18 protein-coding genes and 1 rRNA gene are annotated in these 20,988 nt (G+C 28.3%); 11 read left to right on the forward strand and 8 right to left on the reverse strand.

Going from position 1 to position 20,988, the window contains the following annotated elements; genetic code table 11:
• Position 1: 1 nt before the first annotated feature.
• Complete coding sequence (gene proS / locus BSV1_RS03185; RefSeq protein WP_008882698.1) at positions 2-1,468, reverse strand: proline--tRNA ligase; 1,467 nt, start codon at positions 1,466-1,468, stop codon at positions 2-4.
• A gap of 52 nt (positions 1,469-1,520) precedes the next feature.
• A complete protein-coding gene (locus BSV1_RS03190) occupies positions 1,521-2,198 on the reverse strand; it encodes a DUF2259 domain-containing protein (protein ID WP_008882466.1) in 678 nt (225 codons plus the stop codon).
• Between the two features lie 165 nt (positions 2,199-2,363).
• Between BSV1_RS03190 and BSV1_RS07195 the strand changes: the two genes are divergently transcribed.
• Genes BSV1_RS07195 through BSV1_RS03205 form a run of 3 tightly spaced genes read left to right on the forward strand, consistent with a single transcriptional unit; the run spans position 2,364 to position 4,010 of the window.
• A complete protein-coding gene (locus BSV1_RS07195; protein WP_039949544.1) occupies positions 2,364-2,780 on the forward strand; it encodes a hypothetical protein in 417 nt (138 codons plus the stop codon).
• A complete protein-coding gene (locus BSV1_RS03200; RefSeq protein WP_008882751.1) occupies positions 2,777-3,388 on the forward strand; it encodes a DUF3996 domain-containing protein in 612 nt (203 codons plus the stop codon). Before BSV1_RS07195 ends, BSV1_RS03200 begins: the two co-directional genes overlap by 4 nt.
• A gap of 10 nt (positions 3,389-3,398) precedes the next feature.
• Positions 3,399-4,010 carry a DUF3996 domain-containing protein gene (locus BSV1_RS03205; RefSeq protein WP_008882720.1) on the forward strand — a complete coding sequence of 204 codons (612 nt, stop codon included), beginning with the start codon at positions 3,399-3,401 and terminating at the stop codon, positions 4,008-4,010.
• A 49-nt stretch (positions 4,011-4,059) separates the two neighbouring features.
• Here the strand turns inward: BSV1_RS03205 and manA are convergent, their stop codons facing one another.
• Entirely contained in the window at positions 4,060-5,178 is a 1,119-nt protein-coding gene (manA, locus tag BSV1_RS03210) for a mannose-6-phosphate isomerase, class I (RefSeq protein WP_008882356.1), read from the reverse strand.
• Entirely contained in the window at positions 5,175-7,052 is a 1,878-nt protein-coding gene (locus BSV1_RS06525) for a fructose-specific PTS transporter subunit EIIC (protein ID WP_008882514.1), read from the reverse strand. The genes manA and BSV1_RS06525 overlap by 4 nt, the downstream gene beginning before the upstream one ends.
• Before the next feature lie 172 nt (positions 7,053-7,224).
• Between BSV1_RS06525 and BSV1_RS03220 the strand changes: the two genes are divergently transcribed.
• From BSV1_RS03220 to BSV1_RS03230, 3 genes are read left to right on the forward strand one after another with little or no spacing between them, the layout of a single operon-like run.
• Positions 7,225-7,854: a hypothetical protein gene (locus tag BSV1_RS03220; RefSeq protein WP_008882815.1), complete on the forward strand. Its 630-nt coding sequence runs from the start codon at positions 7,225-7,227 to the stop codon at positions 7,852-7,854.
• Positions 7,851-8,732, forward strand: a complete 882-nt coding sequence (locus BSV1_RS03225) for a DNA/RNA non-specific endonuclease (RefSeq protein ID WP_008882600.1) — start codon at positions 7,851-7,853, stop codon at positions 8,730-8,732. Before BSV1_RS03220 ends, BSV1_RS03225 begins: the two co-directional genes overlap by 4 nt.
• The gene (locus BSV1_RS03230; protein WP_002557006.1) at positions 8,729-9,508 is read left to right on the forward strand and encodes a hypothetical protein; all 780 of its coding nucleotides are present in this window, start codon (positions 8,729-8,731) and stop codon (positions 9,506-9,508) included. Before BSV1_RS03225 ends, BSV1_RS03230 begins: the two co-directional genes overlap by 4 nt.
• Here BSV1_RS03230 and BSV1_RS03235 read toward each other — a convergent pair.
• Positions 9,503-10,117 (reverse strand): diacylglycerol/polyprenol kinase family protein, encoded by a 615-nt coding sequence (locus BSV1_RS03235; protein WP_008882374.1) that lies wholly within the window; start codon positions 10,115-10,117, stop codon positions 9,503-9,505. The two genes, BSV1_RS03230 and BSV1_RS03235, sit on opposite strands and share 6 nt — an antisense overlap.
• Positions 10,118-10,367: 250 nt before the next feature.
• Between BSV1_RS03235 and BSV1_RS03240 the strand changes: the two genes are divergently transcribed.
• Genes BSV1_RS03240 through BSV1_RS03260 form a run of 5 tightly spaced genes read left to right on the forward strand, consistent with a single transcriptional unit; the run spans position 10,368 to position 15,348 of the window.
• Complete coding sequence (locus BSV1_RS03240; protein ID WP_008882468.1) at positions 10,368-11,225, forward strand: protein-glutamate O-methyltransferase; 858 nt, start codon at positions 10,368-10,370, stop codon at positions 11,223-11,225.
• A 32-nt stretch (positions 11,226-11,257) separates the two neighbouring features.
• On the forward strand, positions 11,258-12,385 hold the full coding sequence (locus BSV1_RS03245) for a chemotaxis protein CheB (RefSeq protein WP_008882530.1): 1,128 nt from the start codon (positions 11,258-11,260) through the stop codon (positions 12,383-12,385).
• A 24-nt stretch (positions 12,386-12,409) separates the two neighbouring features.
• Positions 12,410-13,624: a TraB/GumN family protein gene (locus BSV1_RS03250; RefSeq protein WP_008882820.1), complete on the forward strand. Its 1,215-nt coding sequence runs from the start codon at positions 12,410-12,412 to the stop codon at positions 13,622-13,624.
• A gap of 36 nt (positions 13,625-13,660) precedes the next feature.
• Positions 13,661-14,296 carry an adenylate kinase gene (locus tag BSV1_RS03255; protein ID WP_002658927.1) on the forward strand — a complete coding sequence of 212 codons (636 nt, stop codon included), beginning with the start codon at positions 13,661-13,663 and terminating at the stop codon, positions 14,294-14,296.
• Positions 14,297-14,319: 23 nt separating this feature from the next.
• Positions 14,320-15,348: a hypothetical protein gene (locus tag BSV1_RS03260; RefSeq protein WP_008882460.1), complete on the forward strand. Its 1,029-nt coding sequence runs from the start codon at positions 14,320-14,322 to the stop codon at positions 15,346-15,348.
• Positions 15,349-15,366: 18 nt separating this feature from the next.
• Here BSV1_RS03260 and rrp1 read toward each other — a convergent pair whose 3' ends face one another.
• The 3 genes from rrp1 to rrf form a co-directional block, all read right to left on the reverse strand.
• The gene (gene rrp1, locus BSV1_RS03265) at positions 15,367-16,290 is read right to left on the reverse strand and encodes a cyclic-di-GMP-producing response regulator Rrp1 (protein ID WP_008882640.1); all 924 of its coding nucleotides are present in this window, start codon (positions 16,288-16,290) and stop codon (positions 15,367-15,369) included.
• Positions 16,291-16,292: 2 nt separating this feature from the next.
• Positions 16,293-20,774 carry an ATP-binding protein gene (locus tag BSV1_RS03270; protein ID WP_008882560.1) on the reverse strand — a complete coding sequence of 1,494 codons (4,482 nt, stop codon included), beginning with the start codon at positions 20,772-20,774 and terminating at the stop codon, positions 16,293-16,295.
• Between the two features lie 98 nt (positions 20,775-20,872).
• Positions 20,873-20,983 (reverse strand): 5S ribosomal RNA (rrf, locus tag BSV1_RS03275).
• Positions 20,984-20,988: the final 5 nt, after the last annotated feature.

A 20,988-nucleotide genomic window follows, 5' to 3' on the forward strand; every position in this document is an offset into this window, starting at 1 on the left:
ATTAATAGGATTTGGCAAATAAAACAAAATATTTGGCTTTAGACGAACAATAAATACAAGTCATACCTGTTAAATCTCTGGCTTTAAAATCATCGGGAATACATCTTATTGTGGCTTTAGTTTCATTTTTAATAATATTTTCACAATTCAAACTGCCACACCAACAAGAAAGCACAAATCCAGAATAATCATTCACATAGGCCTTGAATGTCTCATAACTATCCTTACTGCTTCTAAAAATCTCCTTAGTATTCAAAGTCCTAAAATTTAATGCTCTTTTAAATAAAGCTTTTTGCATCAAATCAAGCTCTACCTTAACCTTGCTTACAAGAGAATCAAGTGATATTTGATACTTAAATTTTCTATCTTTATCTCTTCTTGAAATAGTAACAGAATTTAAAAGGACATCATTTATCCCCACTTCAAGACGTATTGGAATTCCTTTAAACTCGGCAGATGAAAATCTAAATCCTGGAGAGTTTCTAATGTCCTTATCAATTTCAACCCTAAATTCTGCTTTTTTTAAAGTATCCACAACACAATCAGAATAATCTAAAATTTTTTTATTAATCTCATCTTCTTTTTTAAAAATAGGAATAACAATAATTTCTATGGGAGCAATGCGAGGCGGTAAAACTAAACCTTTCTCATCAGAATGAACCATAATCAAAGCACCAATCAATCTGGTAGAAACACCCCAGCTACTAGCAAATACATGCCGCATCTTGCCATCTTTGTCTTGAAATTTTACATCAAATGCCTTTGCAAAATTTAAACCTAAATAATGGGATGTAGCGGCTTGAAGCGCTTTTTTATCTTGCATTAATGCCTCAATTGAATAAGTGGAAACAGCCCCCGCAAATTTTTCCTTTTCAGATTTTTTACCACAAAAAACCGGAATGGCCAAATACTCTTCTATGAATCTTTTATATACATCTAAAATAAGTAAAGTTTCTTCTAATGCCTCCTCTTCGGTAGCATGAGCAGTATGTCCTTCTTGCCATAGAAATTCGGTAGTGCGCAAAAAAGGCCTTGTTCTCTTTTCCCAGCGAACAACATTTGCCCATTGATTAATTTTAAGAGGAAGATCCCTGTAAGACTTAATCCATTTGCTATACATATTCCAAATAATTGTCTCAGAAGTAGGCCTTAAAACCAAAGGCTCTGCCAAACTCTCCCCACCAGCATCCTTAATAATAGCAAACTCGGGTGAAAATCCATCAACATGATCCTTTTCTCTTTCTAAAAAACTATAAGGAATAAGCATAGGAAAATATGCATTCTCGTGTCCTGTCTCTTTAAATTTTTTATCAAGTATACTCTGAATTTTACTCCAAATAGAATACCCATAAGGCATAATTACCATACATCCTTTTACAGGGCTGTAATCAGCAAGTTTTGCTTTCTGAACTATATCTAAATACCATTTAGAATAATCATCTTTTTTTGATGCTATAAAATCACTCATAAATTATCCTTAATAAAGCATTTCACTTCTTTAAAAAACTAAATAATTATATTCAATATTTTTTAACTTCAACCATAAACCGTTTATACTTATTTCCATAAGAATTTAACATGATTTTTTCCAAAACAAAAACAATTCCATCTTCATTTGGGAATAAAACAATCTCTCTTATTCTGTAATCAATAACATTCTTTCTATAATAATTTCCTCTTCCAACAGTCAAATGCTTTTCTAGAGTTGAATTACAATATCTGACAGATAAAAAAATATTAAAAGAAGAAGAAAGTTCTTGAGAATTAATATCCTTATTTATAAAAACTTGATATTCGTTTCCCGTTTTAAAATCAACAAAATTTAAAAAATCTGTTTCTGGAATTTCACTCTTTACATAAAAATAAATTTCGCGTCCTCTTCTTAAATGATTAATTTTAAATTCTTTAACTTTAAAATTAATCATCTTTAAAAGCTCATAAAGACTTTTATCATAGCTGTCTGAATACTCAATATGCTCCTTAAAAGTCTTAGAATGTACTCCAGAGTTTGCAAAATTATTTTTAAAAACATCAACAAAGTACACAGCAGAGTAATAATATCCATTTTCAAAACCATATTCGCCAAACATAAAATACCGATCATTATTAGAAAATCCTAAATTTTTAAAAAAAATATTTTCTGGAAACCCCAATAAAAAAGTAAAAAAATAAAAAAAAACGATATATAGTTTAATCATAAGCTTTGTATAAGTTTAATAACAATAAATTATGTACTAAATCTTATTTATAATTAATTTAGCCTTACTTAAAATAATATCAAAACAGCATTTCAAATTCAAAACTTTGATATACTATTTGTTTATAGATTAAAAACTTAATATTTAAATTTTTGGGATAAATTTTTGAAAAAAAGAATTAATGGCCTAAAGTTAGCTTCAAAAAGCTTGAGGCAAATAAAGTTTTTTTGCCATAGTTTTATAATACAACATTGCAAAAAAACTTATTTATTGCATATTCATAAATTTATATTTTTTTCAAAGGCCAAAAAATCAACACAAAAATATCTTCCCAAAAATCCTTTACAAACAAACAAGATTAACATCAATATACAGTCAAGTAGTATAATAATAGCTGTATTTGTGATTAAAAATTTTTTGATAACTAAAACCTTGATAAACAAAGCGATAAAAAATTCAACAATAAAGTTTTGCTATCAAAATAAGCAAATAAATATCGATATTTTTAATTTTTTATGCTTTATTAAAAATATTGTAAAAATAATTTCTAAAATTGAAAAGAAAAAAGGAGAATTTCAATGAGAATGCTATTAGTAACAATAATACTTATATTAACAACGGGTTTATTAACTGCCCAATCCAAAAGCAAAAGTATGACTGAAGATGACTTTGATTTTGATAAACTTCTTGCAAAAGAAGAATCTGTGCGCCGTTTATTTGGCATAGGTTTTGGAGTTGGATATCCACTTGCAAACATTACAATATCTGTTCCATATGTAGACATAGACCTTGGGTACGGAGGATTCGTAGGGCTTAAACCCAACAATTTCTTGCCCTATGTTGTGATGGGTGTAGATCTTCTATTTAAAGATGAAATACACAAAAACACTATGATTTCTGGCGGCATTGGAATAGGTGCAGATTGGTCAAAAGGAAGTCCTGAAAAATCAAATGAAAAACTTGAAGAAGAGGAAGAAAATGAAGCACAACAAGTGGCTTCTCTTCAAAATAGAATAGGGGTTGTGATAAGATTGCCTTTGGTAATAGAGTACAGCTTTCTTAAAAATATTGTGATTGGATTTAAAGCTGTTGCTACTATTGGAACAACCATGCTACTTGGCAGCCCAATGTCATTTGAAGGAGCTAGATTTAATTTCTTAGGCACAGGCTTTATAAAAATATATATATAATGGAGAATAAATGATAAAAATTTTTAAAAAAATACACATTTTAACATTAGTATTGGGTATGGCACACCTTTCTTTTGCATCTGACAATTATATGGTCAGATGCAGCAAGGAAGAAGATTCAACCACCTGTATCGCAAAGCTTAAAGAAATAAAAGAAAAGAAAAATTATGACTTATTTTCAATGGGCATTGGAATAGGAGATCCTATTGCAAATATTATAATTACAATTCCCTATGTAAATATTGATTTTGGATATGGAGGTTTTATTGGCCTTAAATCGAACAATTTTGAAAATTATCTAAATGGTGGAATAGACGTTATTTTTAAAAAGCAAATTGGACAATATATGAAAATTGGAGGCGGCATTGGAATAGGTGCAGATTGGTCAAAAACATCCCTTATACCTCCTAATGAAGAGAAAGAAACTGATTATGAGAGAATAGGTGCTGTTATAAGAATTCCTTTTATAATGGAATATAATTTTGCAAAAAATTTATCCATAGGATTCAAAATTTATCCTGCAGTAGGGCCAACAATATTACTAACAAAACCAAGCATTTTATTTGAAGGAATTAAATTCAATTTTTTTGGATTTGGATTCATAAAATTTGCATTTAATTAACCAAATAATTAAGGTAATTAAAATTAAGCTCGCATAAGCAAGCTTAATTTTAATTAAAACCGGCAATAAAAGCTTCACCATCCCCATCAATAAACAAGTTTTCTGCTTTTCTACCTATAAATATGCTCTCACCTTTCTTAAGATTTAAGGATTTATTTACACTCACGCACCCATCTAAAACTAGCAAGACCATTGCACTATTTCTATTAATACAAATGTTCTCATTTATTTTTTTTTGAATCAATTTCAAATTAGTATTTGGAAGTCTAAATACGCTAAAATTATCTTGAAAATCGGGATTTAAAAATGACAACTTTCCTTCCTCAAATTGACCAACTCTTAACATCTCGTCTTTATTAATATACTTTGTAGTAAGCCCAGCCCTAATAACATTGTCGGAATTAGTCATAAGCTCAATGCAGTCTCCCTTAAGATATGCATGCACCTCCCGACTATTTGTATAAACAACTTCTCCTGGTTTTAGTTTTAAAATATTCATGCCCAAAAACACCAAAAGGCCCACATCTATACCATAAATATTATAAATTTCATTAAACCAATAGCCCCTAAAATTATCAATAAGATCCAAATTTTTTAAAATTTTTTCAATAATCTTCTCAAGTTCATACATTTGTAAATCAAAAATAGTCTTTACAAAGTCTTTATGTGATTGAAAGTCGAAATTTAATTCCAAAATTTCACAAATTTTTTTAATCTCATCTAAGGGTAAAAAGCCCTTAAGAGCATAAAAATCACTAAGAGCATAAATAAGTTCAATTTTGGGGTTTTTGTCTTTGTATGTCCTTTTGGGATCATTAATGTCTATCCCTTTATTATTCTCTGATTCATACCCTTTTAAGGCAATATCTTTAGAAGGATGAATTTGAATAGACAAAGGCTTATTTGCAGACAATACCTTAAACAAAAAAGGAAATTCGTCATTACAGCCTAAAAGCTCTTTATGATCTTCTAAAAAATCGCTTAAAAGCACATATTCATTTTTATACAAAATCTTACTAGAAAATGTCTTGTGTGCTCCAAGCCACATTTCAGCCTTGGGCTTTCCATCAATCTTATCACCCAAAAGATTGGGAATAAAATTAATTCCGCCCCAATCATATTCTTTAATATTATTTTTCATTAAAAAAATATTATCTTCATTATTCATTCAGATTCCTTTAATTTTAAAGATTTCAAAAAAATTACCAAAGCTGTTGCAACTGCAACTCCAACAGCAATTGCAATAATAAACCCAAATTTATTATCAATAACAGGAAGTACTATTGGTCCTCCGTGTGGAGCATGATTAGCAACACCCAAAAAAGCAGCAATAATGCTTGATACAGCTCCTCCTACCACTATCGAAGGAATTACCCGTCCGGGATCACTAGCAGCAAAAGGAATTGCTCCTTCGCTAATACCAATAAATGAAATTAAAAAGGCTATTTTACCAGATTCTTTTTCTTCATTTTCAAATAATTTAGGTGCTAAAAAGGTTGCAAGTCCCATAGCCATAGGAGGAACAGGAATTGCTGCTGCTACCATTCCCATTATTTCTGGCACTTGAGGAATTAGCCCCACACCAAAAAGAAATGCCACTTTATTAAAAGGCCCGCCCATATCAACAGTAATCATTGAACCCAGTACTAAGCCTAGGAAAATTTTACCCAACACACCAAAAGTTTCTGAATTACTCTGTAAAGATTTAAGCCCACTCTCAAGCACCCCCATAAATTCTCCAATATAAACGCCAAAATACAGCATAAAAAAGCCGACAATAATGGTGCTTATTAGCGGAATTACAAATATAGGCATCACAGGTCTTAACCACTCAGGAACAGATCTTCTTGCTAAAAACCTTGCAACATAACCTGCAAGAAAGCCTGCAAATATTGCGCCCAAGAAACCAGCTTTTACATTCCCAGACATTACTCCACCAACAAGACCAGGGGTAAGACCAGGCTTATCAGCAATTGCCATTGCAATAAAACCAGCAAGCACGGGCAACATCATGCCGAAAGCTATAGAACCAATATCTGCAATCTGCTTATAAAATGGATGCTCAGCAAAATTAGGCCCATCAGGTCCAATTCCAACAAAAGCAATGCTAAGAGCAATTAAAATTCCTCCACTTGCAACAACGGGAATCATTGGAGATACCCCACTCATTAAATATTTATAAAAACTACCTTTGCCTGTTGCAACCGAAGCTTTAGGAGCGCCATTAGCACCGGAGTCTTTGCTTTTAAATACCGGAGCATTAAAAGACTCCTTAATAATATTTTCTGTATTGTTTATAGCTTTTACAGTTGAAACTTTATAAACTCTCTTACCTTCAAATCTCTTTTCATCAATATCCTTATCAACAGCAAGTATTACAACGGACGCATTCTTAATTTCCTCTTCTGTTAAGGCATTTTCAATGCCAATAGATCCTTGAGTTTCTACTCTAATGCTATAACCCTGCTTTTTAGCTTCATTTTCAATTTTCTTTGCTGCAATATACGTATGAGCAACTCCAACAGGACAAGCAGTTACAGCCACTATTTTTTCTGCTTTTGTAGCTCCAAAAACCTCTTCTTTAGCTTTTCTTTGAACATTTTCAATGTAATAATAAATGTCATCGGTAGTAACAAACCCACGTAAAGCATTTTGAAAAGCATCATCTTCAAATAGTTTAGCTATAAAAGCAATCGCCTTAAGGTGTTCATTGCCTTGTTGTTTTTTTGACATACAAATCAAAAATATTAAATTAACAGGAGGGTTTTCTTCAGACCACTTAACCCCAGAACCTTTAATGTAAAGCAATGAAATAAAACTAGTCTTAACAACATCTCCTATAAAATGAGGAATTGCAACCCCATTTTCCCAAGAAGTGTCACCTATCTTTTCTCTATCAAGAATTCCTTGAAGAAAATCTTTTTTATTATCTATATATCCCTTATCATTGATTTTTTCAATTAAAAAATCAATTACACCTTCTTTTGAATTTACTTCTGGTAAAACAAATACAAGATCTTTTTTTAAAAAATTAAAAAACATAAATGTGGTCTCCTAGCAATTAAACATATTGTATAATATACAATAAAATAGCATACCACAGCCACCTAATATAAAAAATATTTTTTAAACTAAACAGGGAAATTTTATCTAAATACATATTGTAATATTGAAAAGGTAAAACAATTTTTATATTATTTAAAATAATCAGTTTATGAAAAAAACTCCAAACACTTGTATTTTCTTAACATTGCTTATCATTTCCAATTTAAATGCACTTGCAAATGAAGAAGGCAATACTAATGAAAAAAATGATCAACCTAAACAAATCTCTAATTTTTTTAGCCCAGAAAGAGGATTCACATATTCAACAGGAATTGGGATTGGGGTTGGATTTTTCCTAAATTCAAATATTAAGCACCTTATTTTTAGACCTTATTATACATTCTCCAATAATACTTTTGATTTTTTAATCGTTGCTATGATATTAACAAAAGAAAGCCTTAATATCCCCAAAAAAATGCAATACTTTAAATCTTATATTGGAGGAGGAATAAACTGGCACATTGCAAACTTAATTAAAAAAACAAAATATTTTTCCGCCACCATTGGCATAGGTGGCCGTTTTTACCTATCTACAAACTTTATAGGAGACATTCGATTTTATGAAAAATTGCCTTATGTAATAGAGCCTTACATGTTTATTGAAATTTCTTCTAAAAAGGCAATTCCTTTAATGGGACTAGACTTTAAAATTGATTTTTTATTTTTAGATACATTTAACATTTCTTTTAATTTCACTATTAGATATAATTTTAAGGACGAAAACGAGATGGAAACATGAAAAAAAGGTCGAAATTTTTTCTTTACTGCTATATTTTATGCCTAACAGGATTTTTATTTTTTTCCTTAAATCCAAAAGCCCTAAAACAAATTAAACACAAAATTTATGATTATTTAGAAATAATAGAAAATAAATACATTGACATTACAAAATCTATTCCAATAAAAGAATCCCAATTAATCCCAAAAGGATATCTTACTACCCAAATAATAAGCAAAAAACACTATACCTTAGGATATGCTGAAAGCGCAAGACAATCTGAATGGGCTGCTTATCCGCTTAAAAGAGAAATGGTAGAACTAGCATTAACTTTGTTAAAATCAAAAAAAATTAAAAGGAGCACCAAATTCTTTGAAGACACCAACATTAAGGGCGCTTTTCCAAAACTTGAAGATTACTTTAAAAGCGGTTATGACAGAGGACACATAGTAAGTTCTGCAGACATGTCTTTTTCTGAAAATGCAATGAAAGATACATATTTTTTATCAAATATGTCACCTCAAAAAAGCGAATTTAATTCTGGAATTTGGCTAAAACTTGAAAAATTAGTAAGAGAATGGGCAATCTCAAAAAGATATATATATATCATTAGCGCTGGGATTTTAACAGAAAATAAAGGATTCATTGGTAAAAACAAAATTTTGATACCTAAAAATTTTTATAAAATAGTACTGGCAATTAATAATAACAATTATTATGACATAATCTCTTTTATTATCCCAAATGAAAAAGCAAAAGACTTAAATTTGGAAAATTATGCTGTTAGCGTTGACTCAATTGAAAAAAAAACAAAGATAGATTTTTTTGAAAAACTTGATTCAAAAATTAAAAAAAATATTAAAAAAATAAAAAACACGCATTCTTGGAAATTTAAATGAAATCAATATTTGCAAAGTTAAACGCTTCTATTAATCTCTTTCTTTTTATAATTTTTATTTTGGCAACAATAGTTATACTGACTTTCTCTTATAAAATAAAATATAATGAAAATTATCAAAATTATATTCTAGAAATTTACAATAATAATTTTATAATATTGGTTAATAAATTAACAATCTTTATTGCTGGGATCATAGGTTCGCTGTGGTCATACATTAACTACAAAAGAACCAACAATATACAATTTATATTTTTCTATTGCTTTATTAGCTCATATACATTAGACCCTATTTTAATCTCTGAAGATTTTTTTTTAAAAAACAATCTAAATTCAAGTTATTATTTATTTACAAAATTTATCCTTTTTGTAAATACTTTTTCATTATTAAATTTATTTTTTCTCAGTTTATATATATGCGATTTCAAAATAAAATCAATACATTATACAATTTACATTATTTTGATCTTTGCCTGCATATATAGTTACACAATGCCTATTAATTCGTACGAAAATAGCCAAAACCACGGAATTCTTAAAATCGAAAATACAAAATTTTACATAGACGCATTCTTGCTACTTATTTTAACAAACTTTATAGTAGCCTTTTTAAGAAAAAAAAGCTTTGACTATTTTTTCCTTTTTGTTTCAATGCTTTTAATATTAAGTGGAATTTACTTGAATTTGCTAAAAATGCCTTATGCCTTTCTCCCAATCTCAATTGGCATACCAATCTACTTAAAAAAATCAGGAAAAATTTTCTTTTACTGGTTATAAAAAAAAAGAAGTTAAAAAATAGGAAGAAGCTGAAACAACAAGCGGTAAAAATAAATTGTCATAATTAGCAGCATCAAAAAGTTCTACCAATACTGCTAAAATTCCAAGAATTAAAGCTACTGTTAAATAAGGGAAAAAATAATAATATGAAAAAAAAGTAACACAAAATACAACAAAGCTACCAGAAATCGTTTTATCGTTTACAAGCTTAAAAGAAGGAATTAACTTTCCAATAAGACTTGCAAATCCATCACCAAGACATACCGAAAATATTCCAATATAATTAAAAGGATGCATAGATAAACAATATGATATCAATATGCCTAAAAACAAAAAGACAGGAGAAAAAGATACTTTATTGGGCAATATTTTTCTTGATTTTAATATTATGTTTGAAATATTTTTAAATAAAAGTATTTTTTTTTCAGTAATTCTAAAAATTTCAGAACTTAAGTATAAAATCATAAAAAGTATATTAGAAAAAAGCCCTATCCAAAAATTTATTTTATAAAAAACCAAAACTATTAAGCTAAAAATATGAAAAAATTTTCTAAAAATTTCATACTTAATATCTTCTCTAAGAATTGTTCTTTTAAACCCATCAAACATCATTTGATCTTTTTTAAATACATATTAAATCGACATTTGAAAAAATTTTTTCCAACACTCATTAAATTCCTCATTTATTACTGCAAATAAATTAAAATAAACAAAAACCTTTTTATAAACCTATGTCTTATAATAAAATTACTTATATTAATTTTACAATTTTTTTTCAAAAAAAATATTCTTACCTAGAGATTTATTATAAATAGGTAATACTTATTTATAAAGAGAAGAATTAAGCAGGTTCCCAAAAATGCTAGAAATTGAAGATAAACTATTTTTAAAATTTTGTGATTTTATATATAACAACAGTGGAATTCGTTTTGATAAAAAAAATAAATTTGTTCTTCAAAGCAGAGTGAATGACGCAGTACGAGCTCTTGCTCTTGAAAACCCATCACAACTTTATAATTTAATAATTAGTGAAAAATTAAAAAAAGAATATTTCTTGGATTTGGTCACAACAAATTTAACAAGATTTTTTAGAAATTCGCTACATTTTCAAACTTTTGAAAAATTTGTAATTCCTAATTTAATTAATATTAAAAACATAGAAAAAAAAAATAGGATTATCATCTGGTCTGCGGGATGTTCAACAGGAGAAGAGCCTTATTCATTAGCATTTGTGCTCAAATCAAAGCTTCCAAAAGAAATAGATTTTGTTATTATTGCTTCTGATTTAAGCTTAAAATCTTTGATGATAGCAAAAGAAGGATATTACTCATCAAATAAATGTGAAAATATTCCTAAAGAATACCGACACTACATATATTCTCATTCAAACGGATACAAAATTAAACATGAAATTAAAAATCACATAAGATTTGATTATCATAACCTAAACTTTGAAAGTAATTTTTCAGAAATTGATGTTGTTTTTTGCAGAAATGTTTTGATATACTTTGATGAAAAATCAAAAATAAAAGTACTTAAAAAATTTTACAACAATATGTCTAAAAACAGCTATTTATTTATAGGACACTCAGAATCACTTTTTGGGCTCAACCTTCCTTTTAAATTTTTAAAAACACCTTGGGCAATAATATATGAAAAAAAAGATACTGGCTGTCAAAAAGAAAAATTCAAATCACAAAATAAATATAAGTTATAATTTAACAAGAATAAAATGGGAAAAAAGTAACGGTGGAAACAAAAATTTCTGTACTTATCATAGAATACTTTGCTGTAAAGAGAAAACTTATATCAGACCTTATCAATTCATCTCCAAAACTCCAAGTCATTGCAACTGCTTCTAACAGCAAATTTGCGACAAATAAACTTAAAAAACATAAACCCGAAGTAATATTAATGAATTTAGAAGAGAACAATATTAAAGATATTCTATTTTTGGAGGAAAAAAACAGTTTAAACAAAACAATACCAATTGTCGTCACATCTTCAAATCAAAACCTAATAAATATTGCTGCTTTAAAGGGCGCCGATGATCTTATATTAGTATCTAAAAACAAAAAATCACATGAAATCAAAAAAGAACAAATTATTAATTCTCTTTTGGCCTATGGATCGATATCTATAAAAAATAAAATTGCCTGCAATAAGGACATGAAAACAAAAAACTACGAAAGAGCTAATTTTATTTTAAATCACAAAAATGACATTTCTTCATTAAATCAACTTGAAGAACATGCAAAAGAAAAAACATTAAATGAAAAAGAAATAAAAAAACTTAAACTGAGAAAATTTGACATAATAGCAATTGGAGTATCAGCGGGAGGGCCTGTAGCCTTGAAATCAATATTACCAGAAATACCTGAAAGCTTTCCGCCAATAATAATTGTTCAACACATGCCTAAAGGATTTACAGAAGAATTTGCTAAAAATCTTAATAATCTATGCAAAATAAGCGTAAAAGAAACCACCAATAACGAAATATTAAAGCAAGGATATGCATACATTAGCTCGGGTGGATATCATACAAAAATCAAAAAAATCGATGGTAACTATCAAATAAAAACTCTCGATGGCAAACATATAAATGGTCACAAACCATCTATTGGAGTATTATTTCAATCTATTGCAGAGATTGCAAAAGATAAAGCAATTGCCATAATAATGACTGGAATGGGAAATGATGGATCAAGAGAAATTGGAGATATAAAAAAAGCTGGAGGACTAACTATTGCGCAAGATAAAGAAAGTTCTATGGTTTTTGGAATGCCAAAAATAGCAATAAAGGAAAACAATATAGACTATATAGTTCCACTAAGCCATATGGTAAAATTATTAAAAGCTATACTAATTAATAGCTAAATTTTTTTAAACAAGGAATATTTTTTGGACAATAAAAAAGAAAACACCGAAACAGAAGACTGTTTTTCTCATGTAAGTAAATTTAATATACACAATAAAACAATATATATACTCGGAACTGCTCACGTGTCAAAAAAAAGCTCAGAAGATACTGCAAATTTAATAGAAATCTTAAAACCAGACTATATTGCCGTTGAACTTGATGAAGCTCGCTATCATTCGATCTTAAATACCAATGAAAATGAAAAATGGAGAAACTTAGATATAGATAAAGCATTAAAACAAGGAAAAGCTTTCTTTCTCATAATAAACATAATTCTTAGTAATTTTCAAAAAAAATTAGCAAAAGAACAGGGAATAAAACCTGGTGAAGAAATGAAAACAGCCATTTTAAAAGCTAAAAAACATAATATTCCACTAATTCTTGCTGACAGAAAAATTGAAACAACACTAAAAAGAGCTTGGATATCTATTCCAATATTTGAAAAAGTAAAAATAATCTCAAGCCTTTTTTCCCTAACAGATGCAAAAATTACAAAAGATGAAATTGAAAAACTCAAAGAACAGGACGCTCTTTCAAAAATAATGGAAGAACTTTCCAAAGAAATACCCAAAGTAAAAAAAGTTTTAATTGACGAAAGAGACGAATTCATTACAAACAAAATACTTGAAGGAACAGGCATTATTCTTGCTGTTGTGGGTGCAGGTCATGTAAGCGGAATAATGAGAACTTTAAAAGAAATAAGTCAAAATAAAAAAATAATAAACGTTGAAGAACTTGAGAAAATACCCAAAAAACATTTTTCATTTAGCAAAGTGCTATCTTGCTTGATTGCAATTTCAATCATTTTACTAATAGTAAGCTCTTTTTACTTTAAAGGATTTGACTTTGCTTACAAAAATTTAAAGCTTTGGATAATATCTAACTCTCTTTTTTCAGGCATCGCATCGATTTTACTAAAATCTCATCCCTTAACAATTTTAACAGCTATTATAGGTTCTCCAATATTCTCTTTAATACCATTCATAGGAACAGGTATGGTAGCAGGGCTTGTTGAAGCTTACATAAACAAACCAAAAGTCAAAGATTTTGAAAATCTACAAGAAGAATTGTCGACAATAAAAGGATATTTCAAAAACAAAGTTACAAGAATTCTATTAATAGTGCTTTTTGTAAACCTTGGATCTACAATTGGAACAATTGTAGGACTTAAATTTTTATTAAATGTTTTCAAATAAACCCTTAAAATAACAAATATTTAAACAGGAGTATATATGGGACTTGTATTTTTAGGTCCTCCAGGTTCTGGAAAGGGGACTATTTCAAAAATTATTTCTAATGAATTTAAATATCAACACATTTCAACAGGAGACTTATTTAGAGAAAATATTTTAAATTCTACGGCTCTTGGGCAAGAAATAAAAAAAATTGTTGAAAGGGGAGAACTGGTCCCCGACCTAATTACAATCAAAATAGTAGAAGATAAAATTAAAGCTATTAAAAAGAACAAGGATTTTATTTTAGATGGATTTCCGCGCAATATTTGTCAAGCCGAAGCTCTTGACAAATTTTTGCCAAATGTAAAAATAATAAACTTTTTAATTGATGAAGAGTTAGTGATAAAAAGACTCTCGGGAAGAAGAATTTGCAAATCTTGCAATAATATTTTCAATATATATACCCTAGCAACAAAAAAAAATGGTATTTGCGACGTTTGCGGAGGAGATCTTTATCAACGAGAAGATGATAAAGAAGAATGCTTAAAAACAAGACTCAAAGAATATAAATTACAAACAAAACCGCTAATAGAATTTTACTCAAAATGCTCTAGACTTAACAATGTTGATGCATCTGTTAAAATTGATGAAATAAAAAAAAAGATAATTAAAATAATGTTAAAAAAAAATTAAATGGAAAAGGTATTTTAAATAAAATGTTAATAAAAAAAATTTGCTTTTGCTTGTTACTTTTGCAAGCAAAAATAATTCTTTCCCAAGATCAACAGAACTTAGAATTTAATAATGAATATTTTTATTTTAATTTTCAATCTGCTTATTATCCTCCCCACGAGCTGGGTACAAATGGAAATGGCTTTTCACAAAGCTTTAAACATCCTAACTTCCAAAATATTGACCCAAGTTTAAAAATTCCAGTCAATTATTGGGGAGGGATAAAACTAATATCATATTTGGGCTACTATAAAAATTTTAAAGCTTTAAACAATCCCAATTCTATATTTTTTAAAAATAATGGTATAGACATAGATTTAAATATTGGATTGTCTCCTGTAATTGTCTCATTTAAAAGCACAGTAAGCTTTACTCCTACTGCTTTTTTAAATTTATATGCATCAAATGAACTTGGCATAGGTTGGCAAGCTTTTGGATTTAAAGGAGTAGGCGTACACATTGAAAATGGGAAATATTCAAATGCTGTTGAATTTTATTCAGAAATAACAGTAGGGGGGCGATTTCAATTTGACCTAAACGCTATTTTTCAAGGAGAATGGACACACATTATTACAGTTATTGGAAATGATTTTACATACTTAATCAATCCCCATGCAAAAAAAGATCAACTTTGGAAATATAAAGCAGATGATGGTAAAAATATAAATGGCATGCTAATAAAACCCTACGCTCTTTTGGCTTACAAAATGCCAATACCTCTTAACACCATTGGCATACTTTATGAAGGAAAAACACAAATTGGCAAAGAAAGAAACATAAGCTCTTGGAAAAACAAAGGCTGGGGAAGTGATATTTTTTATCACAACATTTCTATTGTTGCTAATTTTGAAATTATCAAACCTTTAACACTTGGCCTTCAATTTAAATTATCTACAAATCCCACATACACAAGTAACACAGCCGGACTGGCTGATATTTCAAAAAGAATAGCAACTGGCAATTCTTATTTTTATTACGATTCTATTGGAATGTCTATAACTTATAAATACTAAAGTCTATTAAATATAAATTTAATATCTAAACTGATTTCTTCCAGAAACTTTAGCCTCATAAAGCTTGCGATCAGCAAGCTTTATGATATTAGTAAAATTGTTATCAATAGGAACTTCTTGAGCAAGCCCAATTGAAACAGTAACAATGCTGGAAACGCTACTGTGCTCATGAACTATTCTTAAGCGTTTTATATCATTAATCATTGTTTTAATAATGCTAATCATTTCATTTAGACTTTTGTTGACAGAAAAAAAAATAAATTCTTCTCCTCCATATCGAGCAACATCTATTTTATATTTTAAGGAAACCTTATATAAGGCTTTAGCAATCAATTTAAGACATTCATCACCATTGGTATGGCCATAATTATCATTGTAATTTTTAAAATTATCAATATCTAACATCCCAACAATTATTATTTCTTTACTTTCTAAAGCTTTCATCCACGACTTAGAAAATTTATCCATAAAAAATCTTCTGTTTGGAATTTGAGTAAGCCCATCAATTCTAGACAAGCTTTTAAAATAATCTCTTAACCTTTTTAATTCAAGATGCGTCTTAACTCTAGCATCAATTATTCGACTATTAAAAGGCTTTAAAATATAATCTACTCCACCAACGTTAAATCCTTCAAGTTGGGCATCTGTGGAACTTCTTGAACTAATGAAAATTACAGGAATCTCTTTAGTATCAGGATCGCTTTTTAGCTTTCTGCATACCTCATAACCATTAATATCTGGAAGACCTACGTCAAGAAGTACAAGATCAGGACTATCTTTTTCAACTTGTTTTAAAGCATCAAGTCCATTTGTTGCAACCTCAATCTCGTAAGCACCTTGCAATATATTTACCAATAAATCTAAATTGTTGGGAGAATCATCCACAATTAAAAGCTTCTGATTCTCTGCTTCAAAAGCTTTATCTTTAATTATCATTTCCACTGCTAATATCTCTTATTATTAAGCATTTCAATAATCTCTTCAAGAATCTTAGAGCTCTCAGCAAATCTATACAATCTTAAATTTCTGCGAAGATCACTAAATAACACCTGAATATTATCGTCTAAAACATACTTGTCAATGTTCTCAAGAATTTCTTTGTATTCTCTTGGCTTTCTAGTCTTAATACCAATTAAAAGTTTATGGAGAAGGTTTAAAAATTGATCATTATTTTTAAAGCATAGCTTGTTCTCACTAACAATCTCAGACTCAAACAAAATATTTTCCTTTATGTCGCTTATTAGTCGAAATAAATCATCTTTTACAAAAGAATACATTTTTTTCAACTCAGAAATTGAATCTTCACTTGTTTCAATTTTTTGAAAATCTTTATATAATTCGCTACGCATATTAGAAAGAGCTCCGGATATTGAATGAGATATATCCTTAATTAAAGACAAATTTTCCTCATCAAAAGCTTTTTCCAAATCAATAATATTAATAGAGATAAAATCAACAAGCCCTCTACATAATTCAGAATATGATGCATATGAAAGATTTAATTCTTTTAAAGCCCTATTAACATCTAAATTAGGAAACTTAACAGGTTGATTCAAATCTTCATTCTCCCCAATATCATCAACTTCAAACTGTAAGTATTTTTTTAATATAGTTTTAATTGAACTTATGTGTATTGGTTTTGAGATGCAATCATTCATACCACTTGCAAAACACTTATCTTTATACTCTTGCAAAGCATGCGCTGTTACAGCAACCAAAACACAAGGCTTTAAATTCTTTGCCTTTTCAAATTTTCTAATTTCCTTAGCCACCGAAAATCCATCATATCTTGGCATTCGTATATCAATAAAAGAGATAGCATATTTTTTATCTTTTAAAGATTTTAAAGCCTTTACTCCATCATCTACAACATCAATAAAATTTTCATTAATGCCGATTACAACAAGAATATCTTTCAACACTTTTTGATTTACCTGATTATCTTCAGCTATTAAAACATTAATGGGCTCTTTTATCCTTAAAGCACTATCTATTGGAACCAAATCCTCAAAATCCATTTCTGGGTTAAACTCTTTTTTATAAAGAATAGAGCATATACCAAGTCCCATTAAAGGCTTTTTAACATAACCATATTTTAAATTTTTTAGAGCTTTATTATCTAAATAATAAAATAAAAAAATAATTTGTACATCAGAATTTAGTCTTTCAATATTATTGGCAAATCGAATACCCTCCTGAATATTATCGTTATTTACATTTACATAAACAAAATTATAAGAAGGGTATTTCTTGAAGACTTTATAAGCATCCTCAAAAGACGCTACATAGCGCACATTAGAAGAGCATCCCAATAAAATCGAACAGCGCTCAAAAATTTTAATAGATTTTTGACTTAAAAGCACATTTAATACTTTATTATCACTATTTATCTGAAATCTATTGATTGACAATTTTTTACTTTTAAGCTCACTACCCAATAAAAAGGGCAACATAAATGAAAAAGTTGTGCCCTCTCCCACCTTACTATCAACAGCAATGCCAAGACCACCCATTAGTCTTACAAGCTCTCTAGATATTGACAATCCCAATCCTGCACCCTCATGAACCCTTGAAGAAGAATCATCCTCTTGTTTGAATATTTCAAATATCTTGGAAAAATTTTCTTTTTCAATCCCCTTGCCTGTATCTATTACCTTAAATTCAACTGTAACTAAAACCCTATTACCATTAGTTCTTGTCCTACATACTTCTTCATAGTTTAAAACAATAACACCATCATCTGTAAACTTAAAAGCATTTCCTATTAAATTAATTAAAACTTGTTTAATTTTTACAATATCACCCTTTATATAATTCTTAAAAATAGATTTGGAATAAGAGAATAAATCAATATTTTTCTTTGCACATTGAGATTGAAAAGCTTTTAAAACCATTTCCATTTCATTCTCTAAATCAATCTCTTGACTCTCAACATATAATTCATTGACATCTATTTTAGACAAATACAATATATCATCAATTAAAGAAAGCAAAGAATCAGATGAATAATTTATCATCCTAACATAATCTTTTTGAACATCTGTAAGAATAGTTGTATCCAAAAGCTCAGTAGCCGCCATTATTCCGTTAATAGGGGTACGAATATCATGACTGACATTGGCTATAAAAATGGTTTTAGCAGCATTAGCAGCTTCCGCAATCTTTTTTTCATTCATCACAAAAGAATATCTTCTTTTCTGCTCAAATGATAATCTGGACATAAATATAATTACAAATCCTAAAAAAGTAAAATAAAATATAATGAATGTTATCACTAAAAATTTGAAATTTTTAAACCTGATACTTTTGGATTTATAATAAATATCAAATTTCCAATCATTTAAATACATCTGACCGTCAACATTTGAACGCATAACAACTTTTTGAATAATTTCTTTCAAGATATAATCCTGATTATAAATAGCAAGACTCAAATCAAAAGCCAAATCTCTAAAAGTAGGAATTTTTTCAACATCATCAATATTTAATTCCTCAAAAACAGCAGCAGCTGTATACTCATCGCTAATAATCCCATCTACCTTTCCCTTATAAAGAAGAAGCAAAGCTTCTTTAAAGCTGCTTACCAGAATAAGCTTTGATTTAATATTAGAAGCCAAATTTTTACTATATAAGAAATCAGGTATAGCAAACTTTTCTAAAGATCTAGATGGAAGCACCCTTTTCTTATTTGAAAAAATATAAAGTGGAATTCGAGAATTTAATTTTATGTTGAAAACATTATCTAAATTTGAATCGGTTGCATTAGTACTTAGCATATCGATTTTTCCAGATTTGATTAATTTTTTAAGATCTAAACTGCTGTGTGCTTTAATTACGTTAAATCCCAAACCTGAAAACATTCTAATCTTATCAAGCAAAAATTGATTTATTCCTTTATAATTATTTGCTTCAACATAATCTATTGGATACCAATTTTTAACAGCAAGATTTAATTTATTATTTTTTGATAACCAAATTTTTTCTTCTATATTAAATTTAACCTTATTCATAATTTTATAACTATTTATTCTAGAACTATTAATCTCTTCTTTATCCAACCAATTTTTATCTATTTGAAGCAAAGATTCAAATGAAATATCATCAAATATAGAATTGAGAATATATTTAATAACCTTATAAATCCTATTATCAATAGCTAATACTAAAAACCTATTTTTATTAAAAATCGAATCGTAAGATTTTAATCTACCGTTATATCCATTTAATTTTAATAAATATTTTGTTGTTATTGAATTTTCTATAAACCCATATGAATTATTAACAATATCTATAAAGTTGTTAACAATATCTTTATTCTTGTTTAATTGAATATTATTAAAATTAAAATCAATAAACTGAGAATTTATTGGACCAGCATCATTGCTTAGGTCTTTAGAATAAAATTTAAAATTAAGAGGATATATTGGCTTACTTACTACATAATTAACATTTTCCAATACACTATCATTGCTAATAATTCCTCCAAAAATACCTACTGATTTTCCATCTAATGATTTCTTAATATCCTCTTTGGAAAATCCCTTAAAAATAGGTTTAAAGATATGTTGTCTTGAGAGAAGATTCCATAAATCCACTAAAATGCCAGACAATTTCCCCTGTGAATTAATAAAACTTAAAGGAGGATAATCATTATATAAACCAACATCAACAAAACTTCCCTTAGCATTGCTATCTAAAAAAGAAAAAACAAGTTCCTCAGGCATTTTCATTAAATATGAAAACAAATCTAAATTCAAATTCTTTACTATCTCAGGAGCATTTCTACTAATAGCTACTCTATTTTTGATACTATAAAAAACATCCCCAGTAAAAATCACAAGATCTTCGCTTAAAAAATGATTTGCAATATAATGTAAAGTCTTGCAATCACCATATATATAATCAACTTTATCGTTTTTTAAAGCTAATACTAAATCTTGAGAATTATCAGCCAAAAAAATGGTGTTAACGCTTTTTAACCTTAAGATATCTTCATATATTGTATTTTTAATAACTCCTATATTAAAATTGGACAAAAATGTTGAATGAGTATTTTTATATTTTTTATTAGAGTTTTTAAAAAATAAAATTGAAATACTCCTAGCAAGCTCACTTTTAAAATAAAAAAAATCATTTAATTTTGCATTATAAGTCAATCCTAAATATATTGCTTCGTCTTCAATTTCACTTTCATTTAAATTATCAATATGTTCAACCCTAATATCAGCATTATTATCTTTTGCCCATTTATCTAAAATAGAAAAAATAAGCCCTTCATATTCTCCTTTATTATTCTTGTAGTAAAAAGGAAAAAACTGATCTACAAGCTTAAACTTGAAAATATCCTTAGAAAATAAATTGACGTTGACAAAACAAACCAAAAGTAAAATTAAAAAATTAGTACTTAAAAAGTTTGCTTTTTTCATGTTATTTTAAAATTCCCTTATTAAAATACAATAGTTTTATCACTGTGTAAAAACAAATATACATAATAAATTTAAGATTTAAAGCATAAAAATAAAAACCCTGGCAATAACTTACTCTCCCGCGAACTCGCAGTACCATCAGCGAATAAGAGCTTAACTTCTGTGTTCGGAATGATAACAGGTGTTTCCTCTTTTCTTTAACCACCAGGGTTTT

It is taken from the genome of [Borrelia] finlandensis, from assembly GCF_000181875.2.
In the GTDB taxonomy this organism is placed as follows: Bacteria; Spirochaetota; Spirochaetia; order Borreliales; family Borreliaceae; genus Borreliella; species Borreliella finlandensis.

Excerpts from the sequence above, each read along its gene's own strand:
- proS (WP_008882698.1), bottom strand. The coding sequence starts at position 1,468 with ATGAGTGATTTTATAGCATCAAAAAAAGATGATTATTCTAAATGGTAT.
- BSV1_RS03190 (WP_008882466.1), bottom strand. The coding sequence starts at position 2,198 with ATGATTAAACTATATATCGTTTTTTTTTATTTTTTTACTTTTTTATTG.
- BSV1_RS03200 (WP_008882751.1), top strand. The coding sequence starts at position 2,777 with ATGAGAATGCTATTAGTAACAATAATACTTATATTAACAACGGGTTTA.
- BSV1_RS03205 (WP_008882720.1), top strand. The coding sequence starts at position 3,399 with ATGATAAAAATTTTTAAAAAAATACACATTTTAACATTAGTATTGGGT.
- manA (WP_008882356.1), bottom strand. The coding sequence starts at position 5,178 with ATGAATAATGAAGATAATATTTTTTTAATGAAAAATAATATTAAAGAA.
- BSV1_RS06525 (WP_008882514.1), bottom strand. The coding sequence starts at position 7,052 with ATGTTTTTTAATTTTTTAAAAAAAGATCTTGTATTTGTTTTACCAGAA.
- BSV1_RS03220 (WP_008882815.1), top strand. The coding sequence starts at position 7,225 with ATGAAAAAAACTCCAAACACTTGTATTTTCTTAACATTGCTTATCATT.
- BSV1_RS03225 (WP_008882600.1), top strand. The coding sequence starts at position 7,851 with ATGAAAAAAAGGTCGAAATTTTTTCTTTACTGCTATATTTTATGCCTA.
- BSV1_RS03230 (WP_002557006.1), top strand. The coding sequence starts at position 8,729 with ATGAAATCAATATTTGCAAAGTTAAACGCTTCTATTAATCTCTTTCTT.
- BSV1_RS03235 (WP_008882374.1), bottom strand. The coding sequence starts at position 10,117 with ATGTTTGATGGGTTTAAAAGAACAATTCTTAGAGAAGATATTAAGTAT.
- BSV1_RS03240 (WP_008882468.1), top strand. The coding sequence starts at position 10,368 with ATGCTAGAAATTGAAGATAAACTATTTTTAAAATTTTGTGATTTTATA.
- BSV1_RS03255 (WP_002658927.1), top strand. The coding sequence starts at position 13,661 with ATGGGACTTGTATTTTTAGGTCCTCCAGGTTCTGGAAAGGGGACTATT.
- BSV1_RS03260 (WP_008882460.1), top strand. The coding sequence starts at position 14,320 with ATGTTAATAAAAAAAATTTGCTTTTGCTTGTTACTTTTGCAAGCAAAA.
- BSV1_RS03270 (WP_008882560.1), bottom strand. The coding sequence starts at position 20,774 with ATGAAAAAAGCAAACTTTTTAAGTACTAATTTTTTAATTTTACTTTTG.